The organism is Mesorhizobium sp. L-8-3, from assembly GCF_016756615.1.
In the GTDB taxonomy this organism is placed as follows: Bacteria; Pseudomonadota; Alphaproteobacteria; order Rhizobiales; family Rhizobiaceae.
The window spans coordinates 7988937-8011729 of sequence record NZ_AP023262.1 but is presented as its reverse complement, the minus strand read 5'-3'; the positions used below and the strand labels follow the sequence as shown (position 1 = coordinate 8011729).

The 22793-nt window shown below is 65.0% G+C and carries 17 protein-coding genes; 6 read left to right on the top strand and 11 right to left on the bottom strand.

The features are described 5' to 3' along the window. Positions 1-23: 23 nt before the first annotated feature. The gene (locus JN302_RS36780; RefSeq protein ID WP_202330873.1) at positions 24-1277 is read right to left on the bottom strand and encodes a polysaccharide biosynthesis/export family protein; all 1254 of its coding nucleotides are present in this window, start codon (positions 1275-1277) and stop codon (positions 24-26) included. A gap of 126 nt (positions 1278-1403) precedes the next feature. Further along, entirely contained in the window at positions 1404-2762 is a 1359-nt protein-coding gene (locus tag JN302_RS36775) for an O-antigen ligase family protein (RefSeq protein ID WP_202330872.1), read from the bottom strand. 492 nt (positions 2763-3254) lie between these two features. On the opposite strand from JN302_RS36775, the gene JN302_RS36770 reads away from it, so the two are divergent. Further along, complete coding sequence (locus JN302_RS36770; protein WP_202330871.1) at positions 3255-5978, top strand: glycoside hydrolase family 9 protein; 2724 nt, start codon at positions 3255-3257, stop codon at positions 5976-5978. 238 nt (positions 5979-6216) lie between these two features. Here the strand turns inward: JN302_RS36770 and JN302_RS36765 are convergent, their stop codons facing one another. Continuing rightward, on the bottom strand, positions 6217-6531 hold the full coding sequence (locus JN302_RS36765) for a hypothetical protein (RefSeq protein ID WP_202330870.1): 315 nt from the start codon (positions 6529-6531) through the stop codon (positions 6217-6219). Continuing rightward, positions 6528-6845, bottom strand: a complete 318-nt coding sequence (locus tag JN302_RS36760; protein WP_202330869.1) for a hypothetical protein — start codon at positions 6843-6845, stop codon at positions 6528-6530. Before JN302_RS36760 ends, JN302_RS36765 begins: the two co-directional genes overlap by 4 nt. A gap of 170 nt (positions 6846-7015) precedes the next feature. Here JN302_RS36760 and JN302_RS36755 point away from each other — a divergent pair, with 170 nt between their 5' ends. After that, positions 7016-7225, top strand: a complete 210-nt coding sequence (locus tag JN302_RS36755; protein WP_202330868.1) for a hypothetical protein — start codon at positions 7016-7018, stop codon at positions 7223-7225. 245 nt (positions 7226-7470) lie between these two features. Next, positions 7471-8682: an abortive infection family protein gene (locus tag JN302_RS36750; protein WP_244846121.1), complete on the top strand. Its 1212-nt coding sequence runs from the start codon at positions 7471-7473 to the stop codon at positions 8680-8682. Here the strand turns inward: JN302_RS36750 and JN302_RS36745 are convergent. Beyond that, entirely contained in the window at positions 8652-8876 is a 225-nt protein-coding gene (locus JN302_RS36745) for a hypothetical protein (protein WP_210382578.1), read from the bottom strand. The genes JN302_RS36750 and JN302_RS36745 overlap by 31 nt on opposite strands. 210 nt (positions 8877-9086) lie before the next feature. Between JN302_RS36745 and JN302_RS39720 the strand changes: the two genes are divergently transcribed. Further along, positions 9087-9212 carry a hypothetical protein gene (locus JN302_RS39720; protein ID WP_274609246.1) on the top strand — a complete coding sequence of 42 codons (126 nt, stop codon included), beginning with the start codon at positions 9087-9089 and terminating at the stop codon, positions 9210-9212. Positions 9213-9239: 27 nt separating this feature from the next. On the opposite strand, the gene JN302_RS36740 is transcribed toward JN302_RS39720, so the two are convergent. Then, on the bottom strand, positions 9240-10106 hold the full coding sequence (locus JN302_RS36740) for a PD-(D/E)XK nuclease domain-containing protein (RefSeq protein ID WP_202330866.1): 867 nt from the start codon (positions 10104-10106) through the stop codon (positions 9240-9242). 492 nt (positions 10107-10598) lie between these two features. Continuing rightward, positions 10599-11468 (bottom strand): WecB/TagA/CpsF family glycosyltransferase, encoded by an 870-nt coding sequence (locus tag JN302_RS36735; RefSeq protein WP_244846120.1) that lies wholly within the window; start codon positions 11466-11468, stop codon positions 10599-10601. Between the two features lie 180 nt (positions 11469-11648). Between JN302_RS36735 and JN302_RS36730 the strand changes: the two genes are divergently transcribed. Both JN302_RS36730 and JN302_RS36725 read left to right on the top strand, forming a co-directional pair. Beyond that, positions 11649-12845: a glycosyltransferase family 2 protein gene (locus tag JN302_RS36730; protein WP_202330865.1), complete on the top strand. Its 1197-nt coding sequence runs from the start codon at positions 11649-11651 to the stop codon at positions 12843-12845. Positions 12846-13290: 445 nt separating this feature from the next. Then, complete coding sequence (locus tag JN302_RS36725) at positions 13291-13578, top strand: GIY-YIG nuclease family protein (RefSeq protein ID WP_202309209.1); 288 nt, start codon at positions 13291-13293, stop codon at positions 13576-13578. A gap of 1038 nt (positions 13579-14616) precedes the next feature. On the opposite strand, the gene JN302_RS36720 is transcribed toward JN302_RS36725, so the two are convergent. Genes JN302_RS36720 through JN302_RS36705 form a run of 4 tightly spaced genes read right to left on the bottom strand, consistent with a single transcriptional unit; the run spans position 14617 to position 22661 of the window. Further along, entirely contained in the window at positions 14617-15711 is a 1095-nt protein-coding gene (locus tag JN302_RS36720; RefSeq protein ID WP_202330864.1) for a hypothetical protein, read from the bottom strand. Continuing rightward, positions 15704-16969, bottom strand: coding sequence for a glycosyltransferase (locus JN302_RS36715; RefSeq protein ID WP_202330863.1), 1266 nt, complete (start codon positions 16967-16969; stop codon positions 15704-15706). Before JN302_RS36715 ends, JN302_RS36720 begins: the two co-directional genes overlap by 8 nt. Positions 16970-16977: 8 nt before the next feature. Further along, positions 16978-18039: a 4'-phosphopantetheinyl transferase family protein gene (locus JN302_RS36710; protein ID WP_202330862.1), complete on the bottom strand. Its 1062-nt coding sequence runs from the start codon at positions 18037-18039 to the stop codon at positions 16978-16980. Further along, entirely contained in the window at positions 18036-22661 is a 4626-nt protein-coding gene (locus JN302_RS36705; protein WP_202334570.1) for a MupA/Atu3671 family FMN-dependent luciferase-like monooxygenase, read from the bottom strand. The genes JN302_RS36710 and JN302_RS36705 overlap by 4 nt, the downstream gene beginning before the upstream one ends. Positions 22662-22793 lie beyond the last annotated feature (132 nt).

Here is a 22793-nt window from a genome sequence, read left to right as displayed (position 1 = left end):
CGTCGTTATTCCTTCCGCGGGCGTCAGCGGGCGGCGCCCGGCGTGCTTTCGGGCAGTGCGCCTGTCGTCATGTCGAGCAGGCGGACGACCTTGACGATATCGCCCGGCTCGACCTCGGTCGTTTCCGTCGCTTCGATTTCGCTGATCTTGCCTTCCGCGTCGGTCCTCACGATCGTGAAACGCAGCTGCTGCTGATCTTCGGCCGCGGTCGAGTCCGCCAGCAGCGACGAATAATAGGCGGCGCCGTCGACCAGTCGAAGCAGCGAACGTTTCTGTTCCTCGATGTCGCGCAGCTGGGCGTCGACACGCTGGATGCCGGCAAGCGCCTCGTTGTGCCGGCGCGCTTCGAGATCCGCCACCGAGCGCTGCAGGCCGCTGAGTTCCTGCATCGCGCGCAGCCTGTCGATCTCGACCGCCTGCTGCTCGCGTTTCACATCCGCGAAGGTCCGTTCGAGCGGAAAGAGCTTGTTGACGGCCAGGTCGCGCTTGGCCAGCGCTCGGACCTGGTCGAGCTCTGTCCGGGTGGCCTCGAGCTTGTCGGCGACATCGGCGCTCTGCTTTTCGAGCGAGGCGACCTCCTTTTCACGCAGCGCGGCGGACTCTTCCAGCGAGGCCTTCTCCGCGAGGTGCCGTTGCAGGGCGGCCTCGAAGATGGCGCGCTGTTCGTCGAGCGCTCGCGCAGTCCTGGCATCCGTGCCGGGCGCGGTCGCCGGGAACTTGGTCGCGTCGTCGAGCTCGGCCTGGAGGCGCACCCTCTCGGCGTTGAGGTCGATGCCGCGACCGGCAAGCACGGCAAGCTCGCCGCGGCTGGAGATCGACACGCGCTCGATCTCCCATTCCGATCCGCGCTCGTTTCGATAGATGCCTCCCGCGAGGCTCATGGCGTTGAGCACCAGCATGCCGGGCCGGTAGGCGTATTCTCCCGGGGTCGCCACGCTGCCGAGGATGTAGAAGGGCCGATAGGCGACGATGTCCACCGAGGTGTCGACAAGCTGCGGCAGGTTGGCCTTCTGCTTCAGCCGTTCGGCGATGGCCGTAGCGAGCTGCGCGGTGGTGAGACCCTTGGCGGGGACTTCGCCCACCACGGGCAACGAAACCTGTCCGCCCGGCCCGACGGCGACCTCGGTGCTGAGCGCCGGCCATTCCGAGACATAGACCTTGACGCGATCCTGGACGCCCAGCGTGTATTCCTCCGCCCCGGCCTGAAGCGACAGGCACATTGCGCCGGCAAGCGCCAGGAGGCCGAAGCCGCGAATTTTCCTCAGGAAACCAGACATCCGATATGCACTCCGCTTACCGGCCGCTTTAGGCGCAAGGCGCTAACATGGGCTGAAGTCCCGCGCCGAAAGCCGCCATTCCGCGGGTCGCCGCCCCGCTTTGTCGATTCATGGTTACCACGCCCTTCAGATCGATCGACCGAGCGCCCCGGCGGTGGGTCCGATGCGTTGGGCCGGACGACTGGCCAGCTTTCGTGCGGCGCCGATATGGAGCGTCAGCCCGAATACCATGCCCATCGTGGTGAACAACAGATATTGCACCTCGCGGGCGAAGATGATCCATTCATACAACGAATGCAGGCAGGCGATCAGCAAGGCAATACCCATTCCGATCAGGAGGTTCCCTTCTATCGTCCTGCGCTCCCGCCATCCTGTCCACAATGCGCAGATCAGCGGCACCGCCAGCATGATGCAGAACCCGATCAGCCCGAAATAGCCGGTCTCGGCGGCCGCGAGCCAATAGGCGTTGTGGACGATGTTGTTGCGGTTGCCCTCGCTGGGCGCGACGCCGCCGCGGTCGGAATAGCCGAAGTTCCTGGCGATGTGGACATAGTGGTTGGAGCCGATCCCGGCCGGATGGTCCGCCAATATATAGAGGGCAGCCCTGTTGAAGGCCGCGCGCTCGTCATATTGGTTCTCGGTGAGCGGCACCGCTTCGAAGCGTTTCTCGAAGGACGCCACCGCGAGCGGCCCCATGACCGCAAGGGCGGCGGCCGCCGAGAGACCGAGCATGACCTTGCGCTGCGTCAGGCCCGCCAGAGCCAGCACGCCATAGGTCAGGCCCATGCCCAGCGCCGACAAGCCGACGGTGGCGCGCGAGGCCGTGAAGACGACGACGACCACCGTGGCCGCGACGGTCAGCAACAGTGGCCGCATGCGGCCATAGCCGTAGAGTAGCATGGCGAGATGCGGATAGAGCACGAAATGTGTCGTCATCCCCAGCGTGTTCTGGTGGACGAACAAGCCGCGCGCCTGGGTCAGGTCGAGGCCGAAGCGCTGGTAGAGCACCGCGACGAGTTGCAGGCCCATGCCGATGGCCATGCCGCGCAATATGTCGAGCACCACAAGCGGCGCTTCGCGGCAGGCCCGGGTCACGACGACCATGACGAGGAACATCCGGGCGAACTGCCAGACGCCGAAACTGGCGGCCAGCGGCTCGTCGGCCTGAAAGATGGAGAGTGCCGCGGCCAGCAGATAGACCAGCAGCGGCAGCTTGCACCACCAGGGAACACGTCCGCCCGGAATGGCGAAGAGGGCGGCCAGCGCGAGGATGTCGACGATGGTGACTTCCAGGCTGTAGACGAAACCGATCCAGCTTCCCGCGAGCGAAACGAGGCCGATGTCGAACAGTGGCAGGGCCGCGGCGAGGAACGGCAGCATGCCGAACGCCATCCAGACGAGACGGGCGAAGCGGGGATTGCTGCGCAACGCCAGACTGAGCGGAAAGACAGCAGCCAGCGCTATGAACAGAGCGACGAATTTCAACTAACTTGTCCCGGGCCGTTACAGCGTGCCGCGTGAAAACGGATTCACGCAGTGCAGGACAGAATGGTTGAGGAAGTCACGTAGGTTGGCGCATCTGCACCCCCCTCTGTCCTGCCGGACATCTCCCCCTCAAGGGGGGAGATTGGCTGGCCGCCCGGGTTTCGCCAATCATCTACGTCGCCGAACCAGGCGTCGTGATGGATGACGGCTAATCTCCCCCCTTGAGGGGGAGATGTCCGGCAGGACAGAGGGGGGTGCAGATGCGCCGCCCCCAACAGGATGTCCTCAACCACTCTGTCGTGTACCGCGAATGGATTCACACAGCACGCTGTAGGTCTTTGATTTGACGCATGTCTTTGTCCCCAAGCCGATGCCCGGTTTCGGGAGACATGCTTTAACCCCTCCCTTATATCACGGTGGGTATCCACCCTGGTTAACAGGTGGCGCGATCCGGTCATAGGGTTAACGACGCGAAATGCCGAGGGTGCGGGAATGCTCGCAAGAGTGACAGGCTGGCTTCTTCTCCTATTGCTCGCCGTTATCCCGGCGGCAGCCCGTGCCGACGGGGTGAGCGTTCATGACGTTGCCATGGCCGCCCCCGACATCGTGCTGGTCGAGCTGCGCGATGCCCCCTTCGTGAAAGGCGCCATCATCAGCCTCGACCGGCCGCGAACCGAGGCGCCCGGAAGCTGGGTCCGCCATGGCGACGGCTGGGGCCTCGTCATCGGGCCGAAACGCGATCATCTCAGGCTCTCCGATACCCCGCCCGAGGCCTTCCTCGACCGCGCGGCGATCGATGATGCGGCTTCCTATGCGCCGATCGGCGGCCGCCGGGTGGTCGCGGTCCACCGCAAATCAATGCCTTACGATTCCGGCCTGTTCCGTGGCCCCGGCGGAGACAGCTGGACCGGCGCGACCATGAAGCACCTGGTCTATCTGCAGCTCGATCGCCCGCTCGCTCCGGGCACATATGAGATCGGCGGCCCGCTGCCGGCCGGCACGCGGATCACCTTTGACGATCGCTCCACACGCGCCGCGTCCATCCATGCCACGCAGATCGGGCACCGGCGGTCCGACCTTGCCAAGATCGCCTTCCTGTCGCTCTGGCTGCCGGGCGGACCGGACCAGGGGGCCGTGGACTTCCGCCGTTACGGGATCGACCGCTTCAAGGTCCTCGACGAAGCCGGCGAAGAGGTCTTCGCCGCCGCGGTCAGGCTGCGTGCCGGCCCGTCCGACCCGGAACCCGGCAACGGGCTCCCGCAGGATCTTCCTGATGCCGCCGACGCCGCTGCCGAGCCGGTTCCGCTCGTCGCCGTCGCTGGCCGCTCCTTCGCCACCCGTCGTCCTCACGGCCTCGTCCAGGGCCAGCGCATCGCTCTTCAGAGGTTGCGCGGAGAGCAGGACGCCACGGCAACCTTCGCGACAGTCGACCGGCCGACCGAAACAGGCTTCGACGTCGTCGATGTCGACGGGGAGCTTCCGGCCGAAATCGCGGTGGGCGCCACAGTCACCCCGGCGCATCGCGCCAATCGCGCCGGCACCTATGTGTTCGAGCTCGACTATTCAGGTTGGATACCGGCGCGTGATGGCATCTACCGGCTGCAGATAGCGGGGCTGGGCGTATCGGATCCGTTTCTGATCTCCGAGGACGTGTGGCTCAAATCGGCGCGTATGTCGATCGGCGGGCTCTACAACCATCGCAGCGGCATCGCGCTCGACGGCCGCTTCGGTTACGAGCGGCCTGCCGCCTTCCGACCCGATGCCGGCATGGACATCCGCGAAAGCCTGCTGCCGCTCGCCTGGTCCTCGGAGTTCAGTGGCGGCTTCGTGCCCTTCGAGGATGGCGCCAAGCCGGCCTGGCTGACGGAGCGCCGGGCGCCCGCAAACTATTGGGGCGGCTATATGGACGCCGGCGACTGGGACCGCCGCATCCAGCATGTCGAGGTTTCAGCGCTGCTGCTCGAGGCTTTCGAGAGCCTCCCGCCGGAGAAACGCAGCATCGACCTCGGCGTGCCGAAATCCAGCGCGGTGCTCGGCGACGAAGCCTATCGCGACACGGACGGGCTGCCGGACCTGGTCCATGAGGCGATCTGGGTGCTGGATTTCTTCCGGCGCCTCCAGGCGAGCGACGGCGCGATCCGTGGCGGCATCGAAAGCGCCGGCCATCCGCTGAAGGGGGAGCCGAGCTATCTCGAACATCAGCAGGTCTTCGCCTACGCGCCTGATCATCTGTCGAGCTACAAATATGCCGCCGTCGCGGCCAAGCTCGCCAGGGTGCTTAAGGGGCTTGGAAATGAGCGCCTTGCGGCGCTCTTCGGCGACAGCGCATTGGCTGCATGGCGGGCGGGCGAGCGCGGCTTTGCCGACCCCGATGCCTTCTACGCCGACGCCGTTTCGGCAGGAAGTGCTGCCGGCGCCTTCGCCGGCGGGGCGTGGGAAGAACGCAAGGCGGCGATGCACGCCCTGGCGACGGAGTATCGCGCGGCAGCGGCGGCCGCGCTGTTCCGCCTGACGGGGCAAGCGGCCTATGGCGCACTCTTCGAAGAGCGTTGGCGCGAGGGCTGGGACCTCTATGCGCACAAGGGCGATGCCGCCTGGGACTATATGAGCAGCCCGGGGGCGGACGAGGGGCTGGCGGCCGATATCCGACAGGCATTCCTGCGCGAGGCCGCTGTCGTGGTCTCCGCGCAAGACCGTTTCACCTATCCCGGCATGAAACATCCGGCGGCACCGGCCGGCTGGGGGCAGGGCGGGGCGCCCGACTACAACCAGATGCAGCTTCTCATGCGCGCGCACAGGCTGAGCGGCGATGTCGCGATCCTGCGCGTGATGGAGCGCGCCCACCATGCCATGCTGGGCGCCAACCAGCTCGGCCTTTCGCTGATGACAGGCGCGGGCCTGCGGCCCGTCGGCAATCCCTTGCACGAGGACAGCCTGGCGATGGGCATCGACGCCCCTGATGGCATCACGATCTACGGCTGGGCGCCGCAGGCGAAAACGGCCCATGGCTGGATCTTCGGCCCCTGGTGGTCTCCACTTCCGGAGGTGGGGACCGCCGAGCATGCCGAGCAACGCCGCATCGCCCCGCCGCGCTTCTCGCTGCCCTATTTCGAGTATCTGGTGGAGCACCCTGCTTTGGTCATGCAGCAGGAATACACCGTCCAGCAATCGATCGGGACGATGGCTGCGCTTGCGCTTTATGTTGGCGGGCAATGAGGGGCGGCGGGGCTGGGCGGTGAGACCTGACGATTGGCGGCGCGCGGTGATGGCAGCTCTCGCGCGGGGAAACGCACGCAGAGACCAACAAGACCGGAGCGCAGCCGAAGTCGGTGGGCTACGCGTCGTCGGCAAAGAGTGGGGTCGGCCATGTGCAGTTGCCCATGCGCGCAGACAGGCTCGAGGGCGACGTCGCGATCCGAGCGCCGAAGGCGCGGTCATCCCAATTGGTGCGTTGTCACCGTAGTTCACCGTAATCCGTCGCTCTTGCTTCGGTGCGTGGCGCGAAGAAGCAGCGGATCGTCATATGCGGGGCGGACGTGCAGATGTGATACTGGCTGTCTTCGCTCTCCAGAACCCGGCTCTTGGGGATGAAGTATCTTGTCCTGGACCCGGTGCGGATGTTGAAATTGCCGCCCGGCAGCGGCTCGACATAGCGCGGGCTGATGACCCGGCAGTCCTTGTTGTCGCAGCATTCGTAGCCGGTGACCGGATCATGGTGGCCGGAATACCAGTTATGGGCGACAGCGAGAGCGATGAGGACGAGCCTCATGTCTGCCTGACCTTTTCGGTGCCGAGGGCCCAACGCTCGACGTCGAAAGGACCCCACGGCAGGGGACGCTTGCGGGTGCTCCGAGCCTTGCCGATGAGCGACGGACCGAGGCGCTCGCCGACGACCTTCTGATGCAGCCGCCCGATCTTGTGACCGGTCGAGCAAAGCGGTTCGCGACCGATGCCTTCGGCGAGCAGCCAGACCGCTCCGCGCGAAAGATGGCACTCGGTTGCGATCCGCGCTCGGGTGAGGCCAACGGCGTCGAGCCCGGAGATCTTCGCGCTGAACTGCTCGGATCGCATGGCTGGCAGCATGCCACAGTTTCAGGTTTTTGGGTACAAAGGCCTGGCGGCGGAGATCCTACAGGCATTCCTGCGCGAGGCAGCAGTCGTGGTCTCGGCGCAAGACCGTTTCACCTATCCCGGCATGAAGCATCCGGCAGCACCCGCCGGCCGGCTGGGGCAGGGCGCCCAACTACAACCAGATGCAGCTGCTCACGCGCGCGCACAGGCTAAACGGAGACGTCGCGATCCTGCGCGTGATGGAGCGCGCCCACCATACCATGCTGGGCGACCTCGGCCTTTCGCTTATATCAGGCGCGGGCCTTCGACCCATCGGCAATCCCTTGCATGAGGACAGTCTGTCGATGGGCATCGACGCCCCGGCCGGGATCACGATCTACGGCCGCGCGTAGCAGGGCAACCGGCGCCGCCCGCGCTCGGTCTTCGGCGGCAGGACACCCAAAGAGGGCTATGGCACGGCGCCAGTAACAAAGAAACTGATGGTGTAGAAACGAACCCGATCCACCTTAATCAAGCCGACTGTCTACCAAGTGAGTCTACCTCAGACTCGTCTGGAGAAAAAGAGTCGAGTACAATGGCGACTTCGACTGCCACGGCCGCGCATTCGCATGTATATTGAAGGGAGGAAGGACATCGGGTGAAACAGCAGTCAATGCAGCAATATCCACCGGCAGCAGTCAAGCAGCTTAGAAATGCATTGGCAGGTGCGGTTTCAGATTTCAGCGCCAACGAGGTGCCCTCCCTTTGCAGTCGGCTTGGGCTGCGGGACGGGGATCGAGACGAGTCATTCAAGAGCAAGTTCAAATATGCGGAAAGACGTCTACTTGAGAAATCTGCGCCAGAGTTGATGCTGATCGCCCAGCGGCTCCTCGACGAAATTGACTCCTATGACCTGCCGGAGGCGCTGGCCAAGCTTCAGGAAACCGGACAGGCCAAGGTTTCTGAACTTACCCGTCGGCGGATCATGGCGTTATTCAACAAGCGGCCCTACAGCACCGAGTTCGACGAGATCGACTTCATCCGCCGCGTATGGCCGACGCATCGAATGTCATCCATCTTCGAGAATGCTCCGTCGGAGCAGACTTTGGATGACGATCTCTTCAATGCGCTTGTCAGGAACAACGATTGGGACAACCGGGAGACGTTGGAAGCGGTTGGCTATCTGAGCTGCTCGCAAAGGCAATTCTTTCGGTTTTTGGAAGAGGTTACCAGCCCACTGACACAATCACCTGACGCGCAGATCGAACTCGCCGCAGCGATCAATGAACACCTTCGCCACGACGGTTATCGTCTGATCATTGTTCGGCGGATGTCAGGCAGTCCGGTTTACGAGGTCCAGCCTGCCGCTCTCGGGAGCCCGGCGGATGATGGGATATCGCAGGCGTTGGCCGACTTCGAGCCTGACACGGTGGCTGCACGGTGGACACAGGCTCTCGATCGTAGAGATACTGATCCTCAGGGCGCGATCACCCTGGCGAGGACGTTGCTCGAGGACGTGTGCAAGTGGATCATCGTCGAAGCGGGGGAAACGTATGAGGAAAAAGACGATCTGCCCATGCTGTACCGAAAACTAAAACTAGCCAAGATCCTGAATCTGGCTCCGGATGGCCACACGGAACCTGTGTTCAAGCAAATTCTCGGAAGCTGCCAATCGGTGGTCGAATCCTTGGGATCGCTACGCAATAAGATCGGTGACGCGCACAGCCCAGGCCCGAAAAAGGTAAAGCCCGCAGCCCGACATGCGCAGCTCGCCGTCAATCTGTCCGGCACGATGGCAACGTTTCTGGTTTCGACGTGGGCGGCGACAAAGGGCAGACCCTATTCAACAGCGATTACCGGGCGCAGATAGGAGCGGCGGGATGGAGTCGGGCTCTGTGCGACGTTCTCCCGCATAAGGCGCGCAAACGAGTCTATCTTTTCTTCGGTGATGCGCGTTTCGGGACGCAACTCGGCAAATGCGCGCTCCACATCCGCCTGGGCATGATCGCGCTCGGTTTTGAGCGCAGCGACGCGTCCCTTGTGGGTTTCGTCACTGAAATCCACAAGGCCCCGTTTCGATAGAGGCGTTCTTGCGCTTCCGCCACCTTGTTTTGCAGCGCGGTCACCCATACGCCTGCGCGACCTTGTCGTTCTTGCAATCCGAGATCATTTAAAGAACATGACTAAGGCGCTGGCGGTTTGGGAAGAGGGAATTAATTCTCAAGCCCAGACCGCTAGGATTGGAATCAGCAAAGGCTTCGTAATGGAGGGGGCATGGAGCAGGAGGAACTGGAAAGAATCGTGAACGCCGCGCTTGATATTCTTTATGAGCGCGATGCAGTCGCTATCGCTGCCAATGTGGCAGAGCGCACGTTGTGCGGTCGCCTAGAATTACGGTGACAGTGCACTTAATAACCGAGCAGCACTTTACGGCTCTCGAATGTAGAGTGTGACAGATAGCGTCTTACCGCCGATCGCCTGTGTGCCTTTAATCTGTGTCTCTGCCAAATGGGGGTCGGGGACATCCCGAGCGGCATCCACCACGACGAAAACGAGATGGTCGCATTCCGGGTGGCGACCATAGGTCTGGATATCAATGTGGATCTCATCGAGCACGCGGCGTCCACGTCGTCCGATCCACTTGACCTCGATGAGCGTACGGGCGACCGGGCTGTGCAAGTCCGCAACGCGAGAAGCACCTGCTTTGGATGGGATCGGTTCCTCCCGCTTAATATCCGATATTGAGGCACGGAGCATCGCGTAGAGTAGGTCCCGGACATCGTCCTCACGCATAATTGGCCAGGTCGCCAGGCCCTTTTCGCGGTTCTCGAACGCGCGAATGGACGGAGTCAGCGCGTCCACCGCACGGCGGATCGTGCTGAGGAATGCCGCGGTGCCGAGTTCCTCAATGACCTCCATCCGGGCCACTGAGAAGCACAGGATCTCTTCGATCTCGCGGCCACAGAAGGCTGCCGCGCAATGCCACGGCGGGCCGTAGGTCTTGCCATCTCTCGTTCGTATGCTGTAGCTATCAGCTCGCTCGGCGATGTCAGATGGGATCGTCGGCACGTCACGCGCCCAGGTGGCTCCGCTCCCGTGAAACGTATCCATCGCCTTCATGGCGCGAACATATTCGGTCACTTCACTCTCGGTCAGCCTGATCCGAACATGGCGAAAATCGTGGAGCTCCTCAATCCAGTGATCCGCATAAATAGCCCGCTCGCGTTCGAGGGTCCCCAAATCCTCTAGGTGGCTCTCGTCAATATGTGTGAAATCGTAGCCGAAAATTCGCATCAATTGCTCTCGTAAACTCGATTTTCTCGGTGCGTCTGCTTGACACGGAAGCCCAGGCACCGGTGAACCGACTCGAAGTGCGCACGCTAGCTATTCTGAAAAAACCACTATCTATCATAATATCCGGCACCGAACGATAATGCGTGCTTCGGATGTAGAAGACTGTCACGTATTCAGAATTGGGTTGATTGGAGACGCGCGCCATAGAAATCTCGGCCCAGCACGCCATCTAGGCATTGGTTTGCTGGAAGCGGATTGGTCGCTTACGGACTTGGTGTTGGTAAAGATGGGCTACCACCCGTCTAACTGAATGTCTGCTTACAGGTAAGCCGACCATGCCCCAGGGATGACGTAAATGCGGGCAAAGCAGTCCCCCGTCGGAAAGTTCTGAGAACGTCACCTTAGGGTCACGGCATCATCTAGATTTCCTGAAAGAAGGTCCGCGGCAGGTCGGAGAGCGGTCCTCCATTCAGCCCACCGAGCGTCCGATTTTCACCCTTTCGTCTTCGCGTCGGACTTGTCGCGGAACGACTGACTTCCCCGCGAACCAGCCCCATAAACCCCCGAAGCCGTCCGCACCTTCCGACGCTGCCGAAACTCGGCGACGGTCAGCCTCATCAACGGCATGATGGCGAACGCATAACGGCGCCACAGGCGCCTGGGATCCGAGGCGAGGCGATGCATCCACTCGATCCCGACCTTGCTCATCCAGCGTGGGGCGCGTCGTTTCATGCCCGTGATGAATTCGAGCGAGGCGCCGACGCAAAGGCATATGCCCGACGCGCGTTTGTCCTTCGACATGGCGTAGGCGATCTTCTCGGATTGCGGAGCGCCGATCGCGATGAAGACGAAGTCGGCCTTCTCGGCGACGGCGAACGCGACGCAGCGCGCGAGCTCGGCCGGATTGTCGCCCACGCCGAAGGGCGGGACATGGGCCCGGATATGGAGGCGGGGATATTTCGCCCGCATCTTTTCCACCACCGCCTCGTTCGGCGCGATGATGGTGATGCGGTCGCCGTCGCGGATCACGTTGCCGAACAGGCTTGCCGTCAGGTCGGATCCGGTGACGCGGGGCAGCGTGAGCGGCATCAGGCGTGCGAGCAGGACCAGGGGCTTGCTGTCGCAGACCGTCAGCCAGGCATTCTCGTAACAGGCCCTGAGTTCCCGGCTTCCCGTGAAGCGGACCACGTGGTCGACATTGGGCGTGACGACATATCGGAAGCCCTCGAACTCCCGCATGACATCGATGAGCGCGACGACATCGTTGAAGGTGATCCTGTCGAAGGGCACGCCGAGAAAATGCGTCCGCTGAATCGCCGGGACTGGCGCTTGGGCGGCGCCGCTGCTTTCCTTGAGTACCAAAATGAACCCCCGCGGCGACGACCCCGCCAGCGTGCGCCATGGGCGCCCTTTATCTCTGGTTGTCTAACATCATTGGAGATCGGCACGTCAAGGGTGCCCGCCTGCAAACGCTGCGAATCGCAAAACATCGTTAAATTGGATGGGTTAGACTGGACGCGGTCCTGCGTGCGTTAGGGAAAAATGGTCGGTCTTGTGCTTCTTGTCCTGGTGATCGCCAATCTGGCGCTGCTGGTTCCGGTTGTGGTCTTCGCCGTGGAGGTTTTCGCCGCCGCGACCCGGCGAGGCGTGCCGGCAGCAATGGTTCCGGACGCCAGGCCGTCGGCCGCGATCCTCGTCCCGGCCCATGACGAAGAGGACGGCATAGCGGAGACCGTGATCGCCTTGCGCCGTCAGCTCCGGCCGGGAGACCGTCTGCTCGTCGTCGCCGACAACTGTGCCGACGCCACGGCCGCCAGAGCGCGCGAGGCGGACGCCGAAGTCGTCGAGCGCCGGGACGCATCGGCGCGCGGCAAGGGATATGCGCTGGATTTCGGGATAAGGCATTTCGGCAAGGCGCCGCCGCAGGTCGTGGTCATCGTCGATGCCGACTGCCGGCTCGATCCGGGCTCGGTCGATCGGCTCGCAGCACGCGCCTCGGCGACCGGCCGGCCCGTCCAGGGCCTGAACCTGATGTCGGTTCCTCAAGGCGGGGGCCTCAATCTGCAGGTTGCCGAACTGGCCTTCCTGATCAAGAACCATGTGCGTCCGGCCGGGCTCCACCGGCTCGGCCTTCCCTGCCATCTCACCGGCACGGGCATGGCCTTTCCCTGGGCGATCATCCGCGACGCCGACCTCGCCCATGCGAGCCTCGTCGAAGACATGAAGCTCGGCCTCGACCTCGCGCGCCGCGGCACGCCGGCCCTGTTCTGCGAGGATGCCCGCATCAGCAGCCATTTCCCTTACACCCAGGAAGGTGCGTCCTCGCAGCGGCGGCGCTGGGAGGAAGGCCATATCGGCATGATCGCCTCGGGTATCGGCCAGTTGCCCGGGGCCTTGCGATCCGGCAGGGCCGATGTGATCGCCGTGGCCCTCGACGTGCTGGTGCCGCCGCTCACGCTGCTCCTGATGCTGATGACGGCGGCCTTCGCGGTAACGGCGATCCTGACTTTTGCCCTGTCGCTCGGCCACCTCGCATTCATCGTGTCGGCCTTTGGCCTCGCGCTCTTCGTCATCGCCGCCCTGGTTGCATGGGGCGCCTTCGGCCGCGATGCGCTACCGCCACGCGCGCTGCTGCGGGTCGTTCCCTATGTGCTGCGCAAGCTGGCGCTTTATCCGAAGCTGGCGTTTGGCTCCCGGAGTGGGACATGGGTGCGGACGGATCGGAAGCGGGGGGAATAGGGCGGCAACATCTCCCCTTCGTCATCCACGGGCGAGCGCACGGAACGAAGCGAAGAGCTCGATGACCCGTGGATCCATGCCGTGGCATCGCGGACGACTGCTTCGGTGCAGTGCGGGCTTGGGCGCGTGCATCGGCGAGCCATCCTCTTCCTCGACCGTCTCGGCTTTCGGATCGGTCACGGCATGGATCCACGGATCGGTGCGCCCTTCGCTTCGCTGCGTGCGCACGTCCGTGGATGACGAAGTGGATATGTTACCGTCACGGTCCACCTGCCTGGAAGCGGCGCCGCCCCACCTTCGTCATTCTCGGGCCCGCAGGCGAGCGGAGCGAGCCGCAGGTGACCCGAGAATCCATGCCGTGACGTTGCGGACGGCTGTCACGGTGCGGAATGCGACCACCTCAACCATGGCTTGCAATCGAGGCCGTTTTGGATAGCCTCCCCGCATGACCGGTTATGTCTACATGACGGCGAGCCAGAAACGCGGCACCATCTATATCGGCGTCACGAACGATCTCGGCCGGCGCATCCCCGAGCACAAGGAGGGCACGGGATCGCGCTTCACCAGCCGCTACGGCGTACAGCGTCTTGTCTGGTACGAGGAACACTTCGACATCCGCGACGCGATCCAGCGCGAGAAAACCCTGAAACACTGGCCGCGCCAGTGGAAGATCGAACTGATCGAGAGCCTCAATCCGGAATGGTATGAACTGTTCCGAGGGACGGGCTGGTAGCGTTCCTTTTTCGACCGTCGGCAGTTTGCGTCCACGTCACGGCATGGATTCTCGGGTCACTTCGCACGCCGCTTCGCGGCGTGCTTCGGCCCGAGAATGACGAAAGAGGGGATTGCGCTTCCGGCAAATCGTCGGCGTCGAGGCGGGACGAATGTCTCGGAAGGGTGCCACTCCACCTTCGTCATTCTCGGGCCCGCAGGCGAGCGCAGCGAGCCGCAGGTGACCCGAGAATCCATGCCGTGACATCGCGGACGACTGCTCCGGTGCAGAATGCCCAAGGGCCTGGGTGGACCCACGAGCCATCCCTTTTCTCGACCGCCTGCGGCCTTCGGATCGGTCACGGCATGGATTCTCGGGTCACTTCGCACGCCGCTTCGCGGCGTGCTTCGGCCCGAGAATGACGAAAGAGGGGATCGCGCTTCCGGCAAATCGTCGGCGTCGGGAGATACGCATGTCGCCGTGCAGCAACCTCCCGCCTTCGTCATTCTCGGGCCCGCAGGCGAGCGCAGCGAGCCGCAGGTGACCCGAGAATCCGTGCCGTGCCGTCGCGGACGACTGCTCCGGTGCAAAATGCCCAAAGGCCTGGGTGGACCCACGAGCCATCGCCTTTTTCTCGACCGCCTGCGGCCTTCGGATCGGTCACGGCATGGATTCTCGGGTCACTTCGCACGCCGCTCCGCGGCGTGCTTAGGCCCGAGGATGACGAAAGAGGGGATTGCGCTTCCGGCAAATCGTCGGCGTCGAGGCGGGGCGAATGTCTCGGAAGGGTGCCACTCCACCTTCGTCATTCTCGGGCCCGCAGGCGAGCGCAGCGAGCCGCAGGTGACCCGAGAATCCATGCCGTGACATCGCGGACGACTGCTCCGGTGCAGAATGCCCAAGGGCCTGGGTGGACCCACCGGCCATCCCCTTTTCTCGACCGCCTGCGGCCTTCGGATCGGTCACGGCATGGATCCACGGGTCATCGCGCCCTGCGCTTCGCTGCGTGCGCTCGCCCGTGGATGACGAAGAGGAGGTGGCGCCGCTGGCCCTGCAAACTCAGCCCTCCGAACGAACGCCGCCCGATCTCAAGCGCCAGAGGAAGCGCGCCGTGTCGCGCAGCCGCTTTACCTGCGCCGGGACATAGCCCATCTCGGGTCTGGAATAGGTGCGCTCCATGTAGCCGGTATAGGCGAGGATGAAGCCGACAGGGACGCCGTCACAGTCGCCCGCCGGCGCTTGCGCTTGCCAGCGCGCCACGAAACCGATCGCGAAGTCGCGCAGTGCTTCGGCCCGCACGGGATCGAGCGTGGTGGGCGGCGCGGCCGTCGCGGCTTCCTCGCCGAACACCGAGGCGTAGGTGACGACGGCCGTGAAATAGGTGCCGAGCTCGGTGAGATGCACGCGGTCGGAGAAGAGAGCGGCGACGATGTCTGGCGTGGACATGCCCGAGAAGCCCGGAAGGCCGTCCGAGGTCAGCCGCTCCACGAGTTCGGCGAGCGCCAGCGATGCCGGGATGAAGCCGATGCGGTCGGCGCGCGAGCCACGCGCGAGGCTCCTGTTCACAGTCTCGACCAGGCACTGCCAGATGGGAGATGCGGCACGTTCGTAGGCGATCCAGTCGGAGGGATCCGCCGGGTCGGACAGGTCGGTCCAGGGCGCGAAGAAGAAGCTCGCTCCGTCCGGATTGGCCGCAATGAACCTGTCCTGGAAATCGCGCAGCTGCCCGGCCGTCCCTTCACGCAGCATCGCGTCGAGCACCCGGTGCCATTCGGTGATGATCAGAACGTCGTAGCCGGCGCCGAACGCCGCCAGGACGTCGATCGGATTTCCGTCCCGGTCGGTGCCGGCGGCATAGCCGGAGCCGGGCCTGCCAGGCTCGCTTCCCTCGGATCGCTGCCGGATGGACGAACCGCCGATATGCTGGCGTTGCCAAAACAGCGTCCTGCCGCCCTGGCGGGCCATATCCTCCAGCATGTCGGGCAGCGGCCGGTCGGTGAGACTGTGGCCGGAGACGAAGAAGCTGCTTGCATCGGCGGCGACCTGGGGCGGCGGCGCATAGGAGGGCACGATGGCGTCGCCGGTCATGGCGAACAGGAAGGCAACAGGCAGGAGGATGAGGGCCGCATGGCGCCTGAACCGCCGGCTACGCATAAGTGGCGATCAGTTCGGCGCGCTCGCGATAGAGCTTCTCCTCGTCGAAGCGCTGCCCGGCCTTTGCGGCGTCCCGTACCAGCTGTGCCAGCCGCCGACGGTCGCCGTCGAGGCCGGCGATCGACCCTGCGAGCGCACCGACATCGTTCATGGCCGTGAGCAGGCCGCCGCCGTCGGCCGCGATCAGCCCTTGCGGATAGGCGCCGGCATAACCGACGATCGGACAGCCCGAGACCAGGGCCTCGATCAGGCAGCGGGGCGATTCCGGGGTCTTGTGGCAGAACAGGAAGAGGTCTGCCTCGCGCATTGCCGAAAGGATGAGGCCGCGATCGGAAACGAAGCCGGCAAAGTCGACGGTGTCGGCAATGCCGAGACCGGCGGCGCGCCGCTTCATTTCGTCCAGCAGGGGGCCGTCGCCCAGCCAGCGCGCTTCGAAGGCGACGCCGCGTTGCTTCGCCCGGGCAAGCGCGTCCAGCCAGTCGAACGGGCCCTTCATCTCGGCCGCGCGGCCGACATAGGCGATGCGCAGCGGCGCCCCGTTTTCGATGCGCGCCACTTTGGCTTCGATGGTGGAGCTCGGTGCGAAGTCTTCCGCGCTGGTGTGGACGTCGTAGACGCAGGCGGGATTGCTGCTGTAGGCCGAATAGGCGTTGAACGTATCCATGCCCTGGAGCAGGGCGAGCGTGGCGCGTCGCGTGAGGCGCCGATGGTAAGCCTGCATGAGCGGCAGCGTCAGGCTCTCCTTCATCCGGCGCTTGAACGGCATGGTCGGCAGCGCGTTGCGCAGCACCTCATGCTCGACCCGGTCGAACCAGACGGCATAACGCCGTCCCTGGGCCCGGGCTTCGAGCGCGGCGACGGCGGCCCAGTCGCCGGTGAGATAGCCCAAAGTGAAGCAGAGGTGATCGGCTCGGCCGATCTCGTCGGCGAGAAGCCGGCGCGTCGGACGATAGGTCCTGGCGAAGGCGCCGATCCGGTAGGCCATGGGCAGAGCGAGGAAACGAAGGCGGTCGGCGTTAGGCAGGTCGCAGACGTCCATCCAGTGGATCGAGGTCGATTCCTCCTGCTCGGCCTCCTGCAGGATGCCGGCATAGACGACCCTTTCGAAACGCTCGGCCCAGCGGCTGATACCGGCGCAGGTCTGGTCGTCGAGCTGCAGGCCGCGCGGGCCGTTGCGCAGGCGCACGGCCGTTACCAGAAGCAGGGTGCCGTTGCGGCCGTCCGTAGCGGCGGCCGGGTTGGCAACGTCGTCTGTCATCGCGGATGTCATGACAGGCTCATGGCCTCGCGCTTCAGCGCCATTCCCGCGACGATGTAGCCGCCCTCCAGGGCGATGCGTCCGGCGAGCTCGTCGCCCTTCCTGAACGGCGCTGCGTCGATTTCGAAGCGGGCTGTGAAAGCCGATGCGGCCCCGGCATTTCCGTTTTCCTCGGGAGCCACGGCACGGGACGCAATGCTCGGTGGGCATGACGTTGGCGCGGTGGCACCCCCCTCTGTCCTGCCGGACATCTCCCCCTCAAGGGGGGAGATTGGCTGGCCGCCCTGACACCGCCAATCATCGACGTCGCGGAACCGGGTTCCGCCGTACGAGGACAGCGAATCTCCCCCCCTGAGGGGGAGATGTCCGGCAGGACAGAGGGGGGTATCCCGCTTGGCGCGTCCGTGCTGGAATTGCTCTAGAGCATTTCCGCTTTTCTCCGAATAGCGGCCATGCTCTAACTCTTTGTTTTTACGCAATTCCGGACGCAAAACCGCTGCGCACTTTTGCTGGAATTGCACTAGCCCGCTCGACATCTCGTCGAGCTGGATCGACATCGCCTGGAAGTCGATCAGTGCGCCCGACAACGGGTACTGGCATTTATAGGCGCATTCCTTGGCGCAGAAGATCATGCGCGCCAGGAGATCGCGGCGCATGACCGGCTGTTCGGTCAGCCAGCGGCGTTCCTCCGCCGTGCAGATCTCCTCGATCAGATCGGCATCGAGCGGCTCGGCCGGCTCGATGTCGACGCCGATGGCGAGATAGCCGTCATCGGCGCGCGCCGCGGCGGCCACGCACCAGTCCGCGCAATGGCTGATGCTGCCCCTGATGCCTGACGGCCAGACCGGCGCACGGTCGTCGGCCGCGGGTATTGCGGCGGCCGTCATATCGAGCGCTGCGATAGCCCGGCGCGCGAGCGCCCGCCCCGCCGCGAATTCGCGCCGCCGCGCCGGCGAGGCTCGTGCGATCGCAGCCGTCTCGCCGGGCAGGAGTTCGTCCCACTCGACGCGCGGATCGCCCTGCGCGACGCGGATGTCGGCGTCGAAGAGGCCGGCCAGAGCGAGGATCATCCGGCGTTGCGCGCTCCCATCAGGCCGGCGCGGCGGTCGGAGAGTGCGGCGCGCCGCATGGCGGCGCGGTCGGCGACCTTGCTGAGGCGGTCGTCGGCCTTGCCGCGATGCGACAGATGCTCGGCCAGCCCCTTCACCGTGGGGAAGCGGAAGAGGTCGGTGATGAGCAGGTCGGGCGCGACGCCGGCCTTCAGCTCGCGATGGGCCTGGACCGCCAGCAGCGAATGGCCGCCGAGCGCGAAGAAGCTGTCCGAGAGTCCGACCTTTTCGACGCCGAGGATGCGCCGGAAGGTCTCGGCGATCTCCCGCTGGACGTTGTCCGTCGGCTCGACATAGGCGGGGGCCGCCTGCGCCGAGACCATGTCGGGCCTGGGCAGCGCCTTGCGGTCGACCTTGGCGTTCGGCGTGAGCGGGAAGGCGGCGAGCGTCACGAAATGCGCCGGGACCATATAGTCCGGCAGGGTCCTGGCCAGGCTCCGGCGAAGCGCCTCCTCGTCGATCCCCTGGCCCGAAAGCCTGAGATAGGCGACCAGGCGCACATCGTCCGCGCGATCCTCGCGGGCCATGACCACGACCTCGGCGATCCCGGGGAATTCCGCGATGCGTTCCTCGATCTCGCCGAGTTCGATCCGGTAACCACGCACCTTCACCTGGTGATCGGCGCGGCCGAGGAACTGCAGCGTGCCGTCGGCCGTGAAGCGCACGAGGTCGCCGGTCCTGTAGAAGCGGCCGGGCGCGAAGGGGTTGGGCAGGAACCGTTCGGCCGTGAGATCGGGGCGGTTGTGATAGCCGCGCGCCACCCCGTCGCCGCCGATATAGAGCTCGCCCGGCATGCCTGGAGGCACCGGTCGACGCGCGGCGTCGAGCGCATAGAGCTGCGTATTGGCGATCGGCCGCCCCAGCGGAACGACGCCTTCGGCCGCTCCGACCGATAATGTCGAAGACCAGATCGTCGTCTCGGTCGGGCCATACATATTCTCGACGCTGGCCGCGGTCGCCTTGCGCAGGTCGACCAGCAGCGAGGCCGGCAGGGCCTCGCCGCCGATGAAGAGGTGACGGACCGCGCCGAGCGCGCGCCGGTCGTCCTCGTTCATGAGGAACATGCGGGCCATGGACGGCGTGCATTGGAGATGCGTCACGCCGTGCCGATCGATCTCCGCCGCGAGGCCGGCTTCCACTTCGCCCTCCGGGGCGGGAGCCGTCCGCGAGCGCGCGACGACTTCGGCCAGCGGCACAAGGCGTTCGAGCACGATGTCACTGGGCACGCCGTAGTCGATCAGGCACGCGACCTCGTCCACGCCGATCGCCGCGATCTGCTCGATGCGGCGAAGCGCGTCGTCGACCGTGCCGAACAGGCCGCTGTCTTCGAAATAGCGCAGGAAGGCGAATTCGAGGATGGCATCCATTTCCTCCGCGTCGAGCGACTGCAGGTCGATATCCATCGGCTGCGCGATGCCCTGCGGCTTCTTGAAGGCCGGGAAGGCCCAGGCATATTGCTTGATGAGCGCGGTGGCGCTGCGCAGATAGTCCTTCATCGGCTCGCGCGCCTGGGCACGCACTTCCTCGCGGTCGGCGCCGAGCAGCGTGTGCAGCATCAGCGTGATCTTGTGGTCGGCCGGATTGCGGCCGGCCTCGACGAGTGCTGCGCGATAGATGCGGATCTTGTCGGCCAACTCGTCGATCGACTGGCCGAGCAGATGGGTGAGCACATTGGCGCCGAGCCGGGCCGCCTCGCGATAGGTCTCCGGATTGCCCGCCGTCGTCACCCATACCGGCAGCTCGGCCTGCACGGGCCGGGGCTGGGTGACAACGTCGACCTTGCCCTTGCCGAAGTCGAACGCGACCTTCTCGCCGCGCCACAGCCTACGCACGGTTTCGATGTCGCGCAGCATGGCCGCCTTGTTGTGCGGCGGCGCGTTCTCCGGCCGCAGCACGAAGTCTTCCGGCATCCAGCCCGAGGCGAAGGCGAGCCCGACGCGGCCGTTGCTGATATTGTCGAGCACGGCCCATTCCTCGGCCACGCGCGCCGGATGGTGCAGCGGCAGGACGCAGCTGCCGGCACGGATCGACAGGTTTTTCGTCACCGCCGCGACCGCCGCGCCGGTGACGGAAGGATTGGGATAGGGACCGCCGAACGCGTGGAAATGCCGTTCGGGGGTCCATAGAGCCTGGAAGCCATGCGTGTCGGCGAATTTGGCGCCTTCGAGGAGCAGCCGGTATTTTGCCGGACCGGCGCCGTCGTCATTGCCCCAGTAGAACAGGCCGAAGTCGAGCTGGCGCCCATCCCTGCCGCCGAGCCGCCGGCCCGGCTTGTGGGCCTGCACCTCGCTCGAATGGATCACCACCTTGAAGCCGCGCGACAGCGTCCAGAACAGCTCCAGCACCGAAATGTCGAAGGAAAGACTGGTGACCGCCAGCCAGACCGGCTGACCGGTCGCCGGCCTCGGAATGCGCTCATCCATGCCGGCGAAGAAGTTGGCGACATTGCGATGCTCGAGCATCACGCCCTTCGGACGGCCGGTCGAACCGGACGTGTAGATCACATAAGCGAGATTGTCCGGCTTCACTCCGCTCGCCGGCCGCTCGGTGGCGCCGCCGGCATCGAGGATATCCTCGATGCACATCAGCTTCGCTGCCGGAACAGGCAGCGATCCGAGCAATGCGCGCTCGGTGAGCACGATGGGCGCCGCGCTGTCCTCGACCATCAAAGCGAGGCGGTCGGCCGGGAACATCGGATCGAGCGGCACATAGGCGCCGCCGGCCTTCTGGATGGCGAGCGCGCCGACGACGAGCTCGACCGAGCGCGAGACATGCAGCCCGACCATCGTGTCGGGGCCGACGCCCTGCGCCCGCAAGGCATGCGCGACCCTGTTGGCCTGTTCGTCGAGCTGGCGATAGGTGAGCGCATTCGCGCCGCTCGCCACGGCAACCGCGTCGGGCGTGCGGTCGACCTGATCCTCGATGAGCCTGTGCATGGTGGCGCCGCGGTCATAGTCGCGCGCCGTGTCGTTCCAGGCATGGAGGACTTCGCTTTCTTCGTCCGGGGACATCAGCGGCAAATCGGCGACGCGGCCGGTGCCGGCGGCGAAGGCCTTTGCCAGCACGGCCAGCCGCGAGGCGATGTCGCGTGCCTGGCTTTCGCCGATGCGGCTGCGGTCGAAGACCAGCCTGTCGCCCCCGGCATCAAGGACGAAGGCGAGTGCAGAGCCGCCCGGCAATGCAGCGCGGGCGGCTTCGCTTCCCTCGACCAGGCCGATCGTCAGCCTGGTATCGGCAAGGCCGGGAAGACGCCTGGTGAGGTCGCTGAGATGTGCGCCCTTCCGCCGGGTCGCGGCGACCGTTTCGGCCATGTGCCGCGAGAAATCCGCGACCGAGATATCGTCGCCGGCACCGACATTCAGGGGGGCCCAGTCCGCGAAATAGAAGGGGAAGGCGGCGGCGCGGCCGCTGATCGTTTCGTCGGCAAAGGCGAGGGATGCCGCGCTCTCGCCGCTCAGGCGCAGGACAAAGGCAGCAATGGCGGCGACCTTGCCGTCGCGGCCGAGCAAGCTCAGGTCGAGGGGAAGCGTAGCGGTGTCGGCGATCTGGCCGGCCGACCATGGCTTGACGTCGATGAGGTCGACGTCGCGTGCGGCCGCGACAAGCTTGCGCGCCGTTTCCTCGTGACCGACGACATCAGTCGCCGCCTCACCGAGCCGGCGCGACCAGTCGGCATCCAGCCGGGGTAGGATCGTATGAGGCGCCAGCGTCGATGCGAGCGGCGCCCCGTCGCCGATGCGCGACGCCTCGACCTGGACGAGATCGTCCGCCGTCGCGATGACGGCGCCTTCGGGTGAAACCGACATGACGGTGCCGGCCGGCGCGCCGGCCCTCTGGCCGGTCGAGGCGAGCTTCGTCACTGCAAAGATACCGTTCTCGGTCTTGAGCTTCGGCGTCACCAGCGGATTGGCATAGCCGGGGCCGAAGTCGAGCCCCCGCACCAGCCGTTCGAGCACACGCGCAGGGTGTTCGAAATCGAGCGTCCCGGCTGCCTCCGGGCGTTTCTTCCGGGCGTAGTAGCAGCGGCCCGTCAGGTCCTGCGGACGCGCTGCGAGCGTACCGTTCTCGATACCGTCGAGCAAAGTGGAGAAGGTGTCGATCCCGGCTTCGAAACATCTGGTGTTGAGCATCAGCGCGGTCTCGTCGGGTGCGATGTCGATGCTCTGCTGGATATAGATGCCACCTTCGTCGACGCCGGAGGCCAGCGCGTGCCATGTCACGCCGTGCGACGTTTCGCCTTCGAGGATCGCCCAAGCCGGCGCGTTGAGGCCGGCATAACGCGGCAGCGGCCCATCGTGGAAATTCGCCGCACCGGACCGTGCCTTGCGCCACACGGCCTCGGGGATCATGCGCAGATTTGCGGCGCTGAACAGCCAGTCAAAGTCGATCCCTTCGAGCTGGGCTTCCAGGCTGTCGCCCCAGCCGGTCACGCGCAGGCCGTTCCTGGCTGCGTAGCTCCGGTTCGCCTCGCTTTCGGTCACGATCGCCGCGATGCGATGGCCGCGGCCCTTCAAGATGTCGGCGCATTGCACCAGCAGCGATTCGTCGCCCACCAGGACGCAGTCGAAGTTTCGATGGACCATATTCATGACCGTCAATTTTGGGTTGTCTGCGCGCGTCTTATAGACGGCTTTGCGTAAATGATCGTATTCGTTCCGATTACAATTGCTACGGGTACCGCAATTTTTTAATAACCCTGCTGCCCGGAGCGTGGC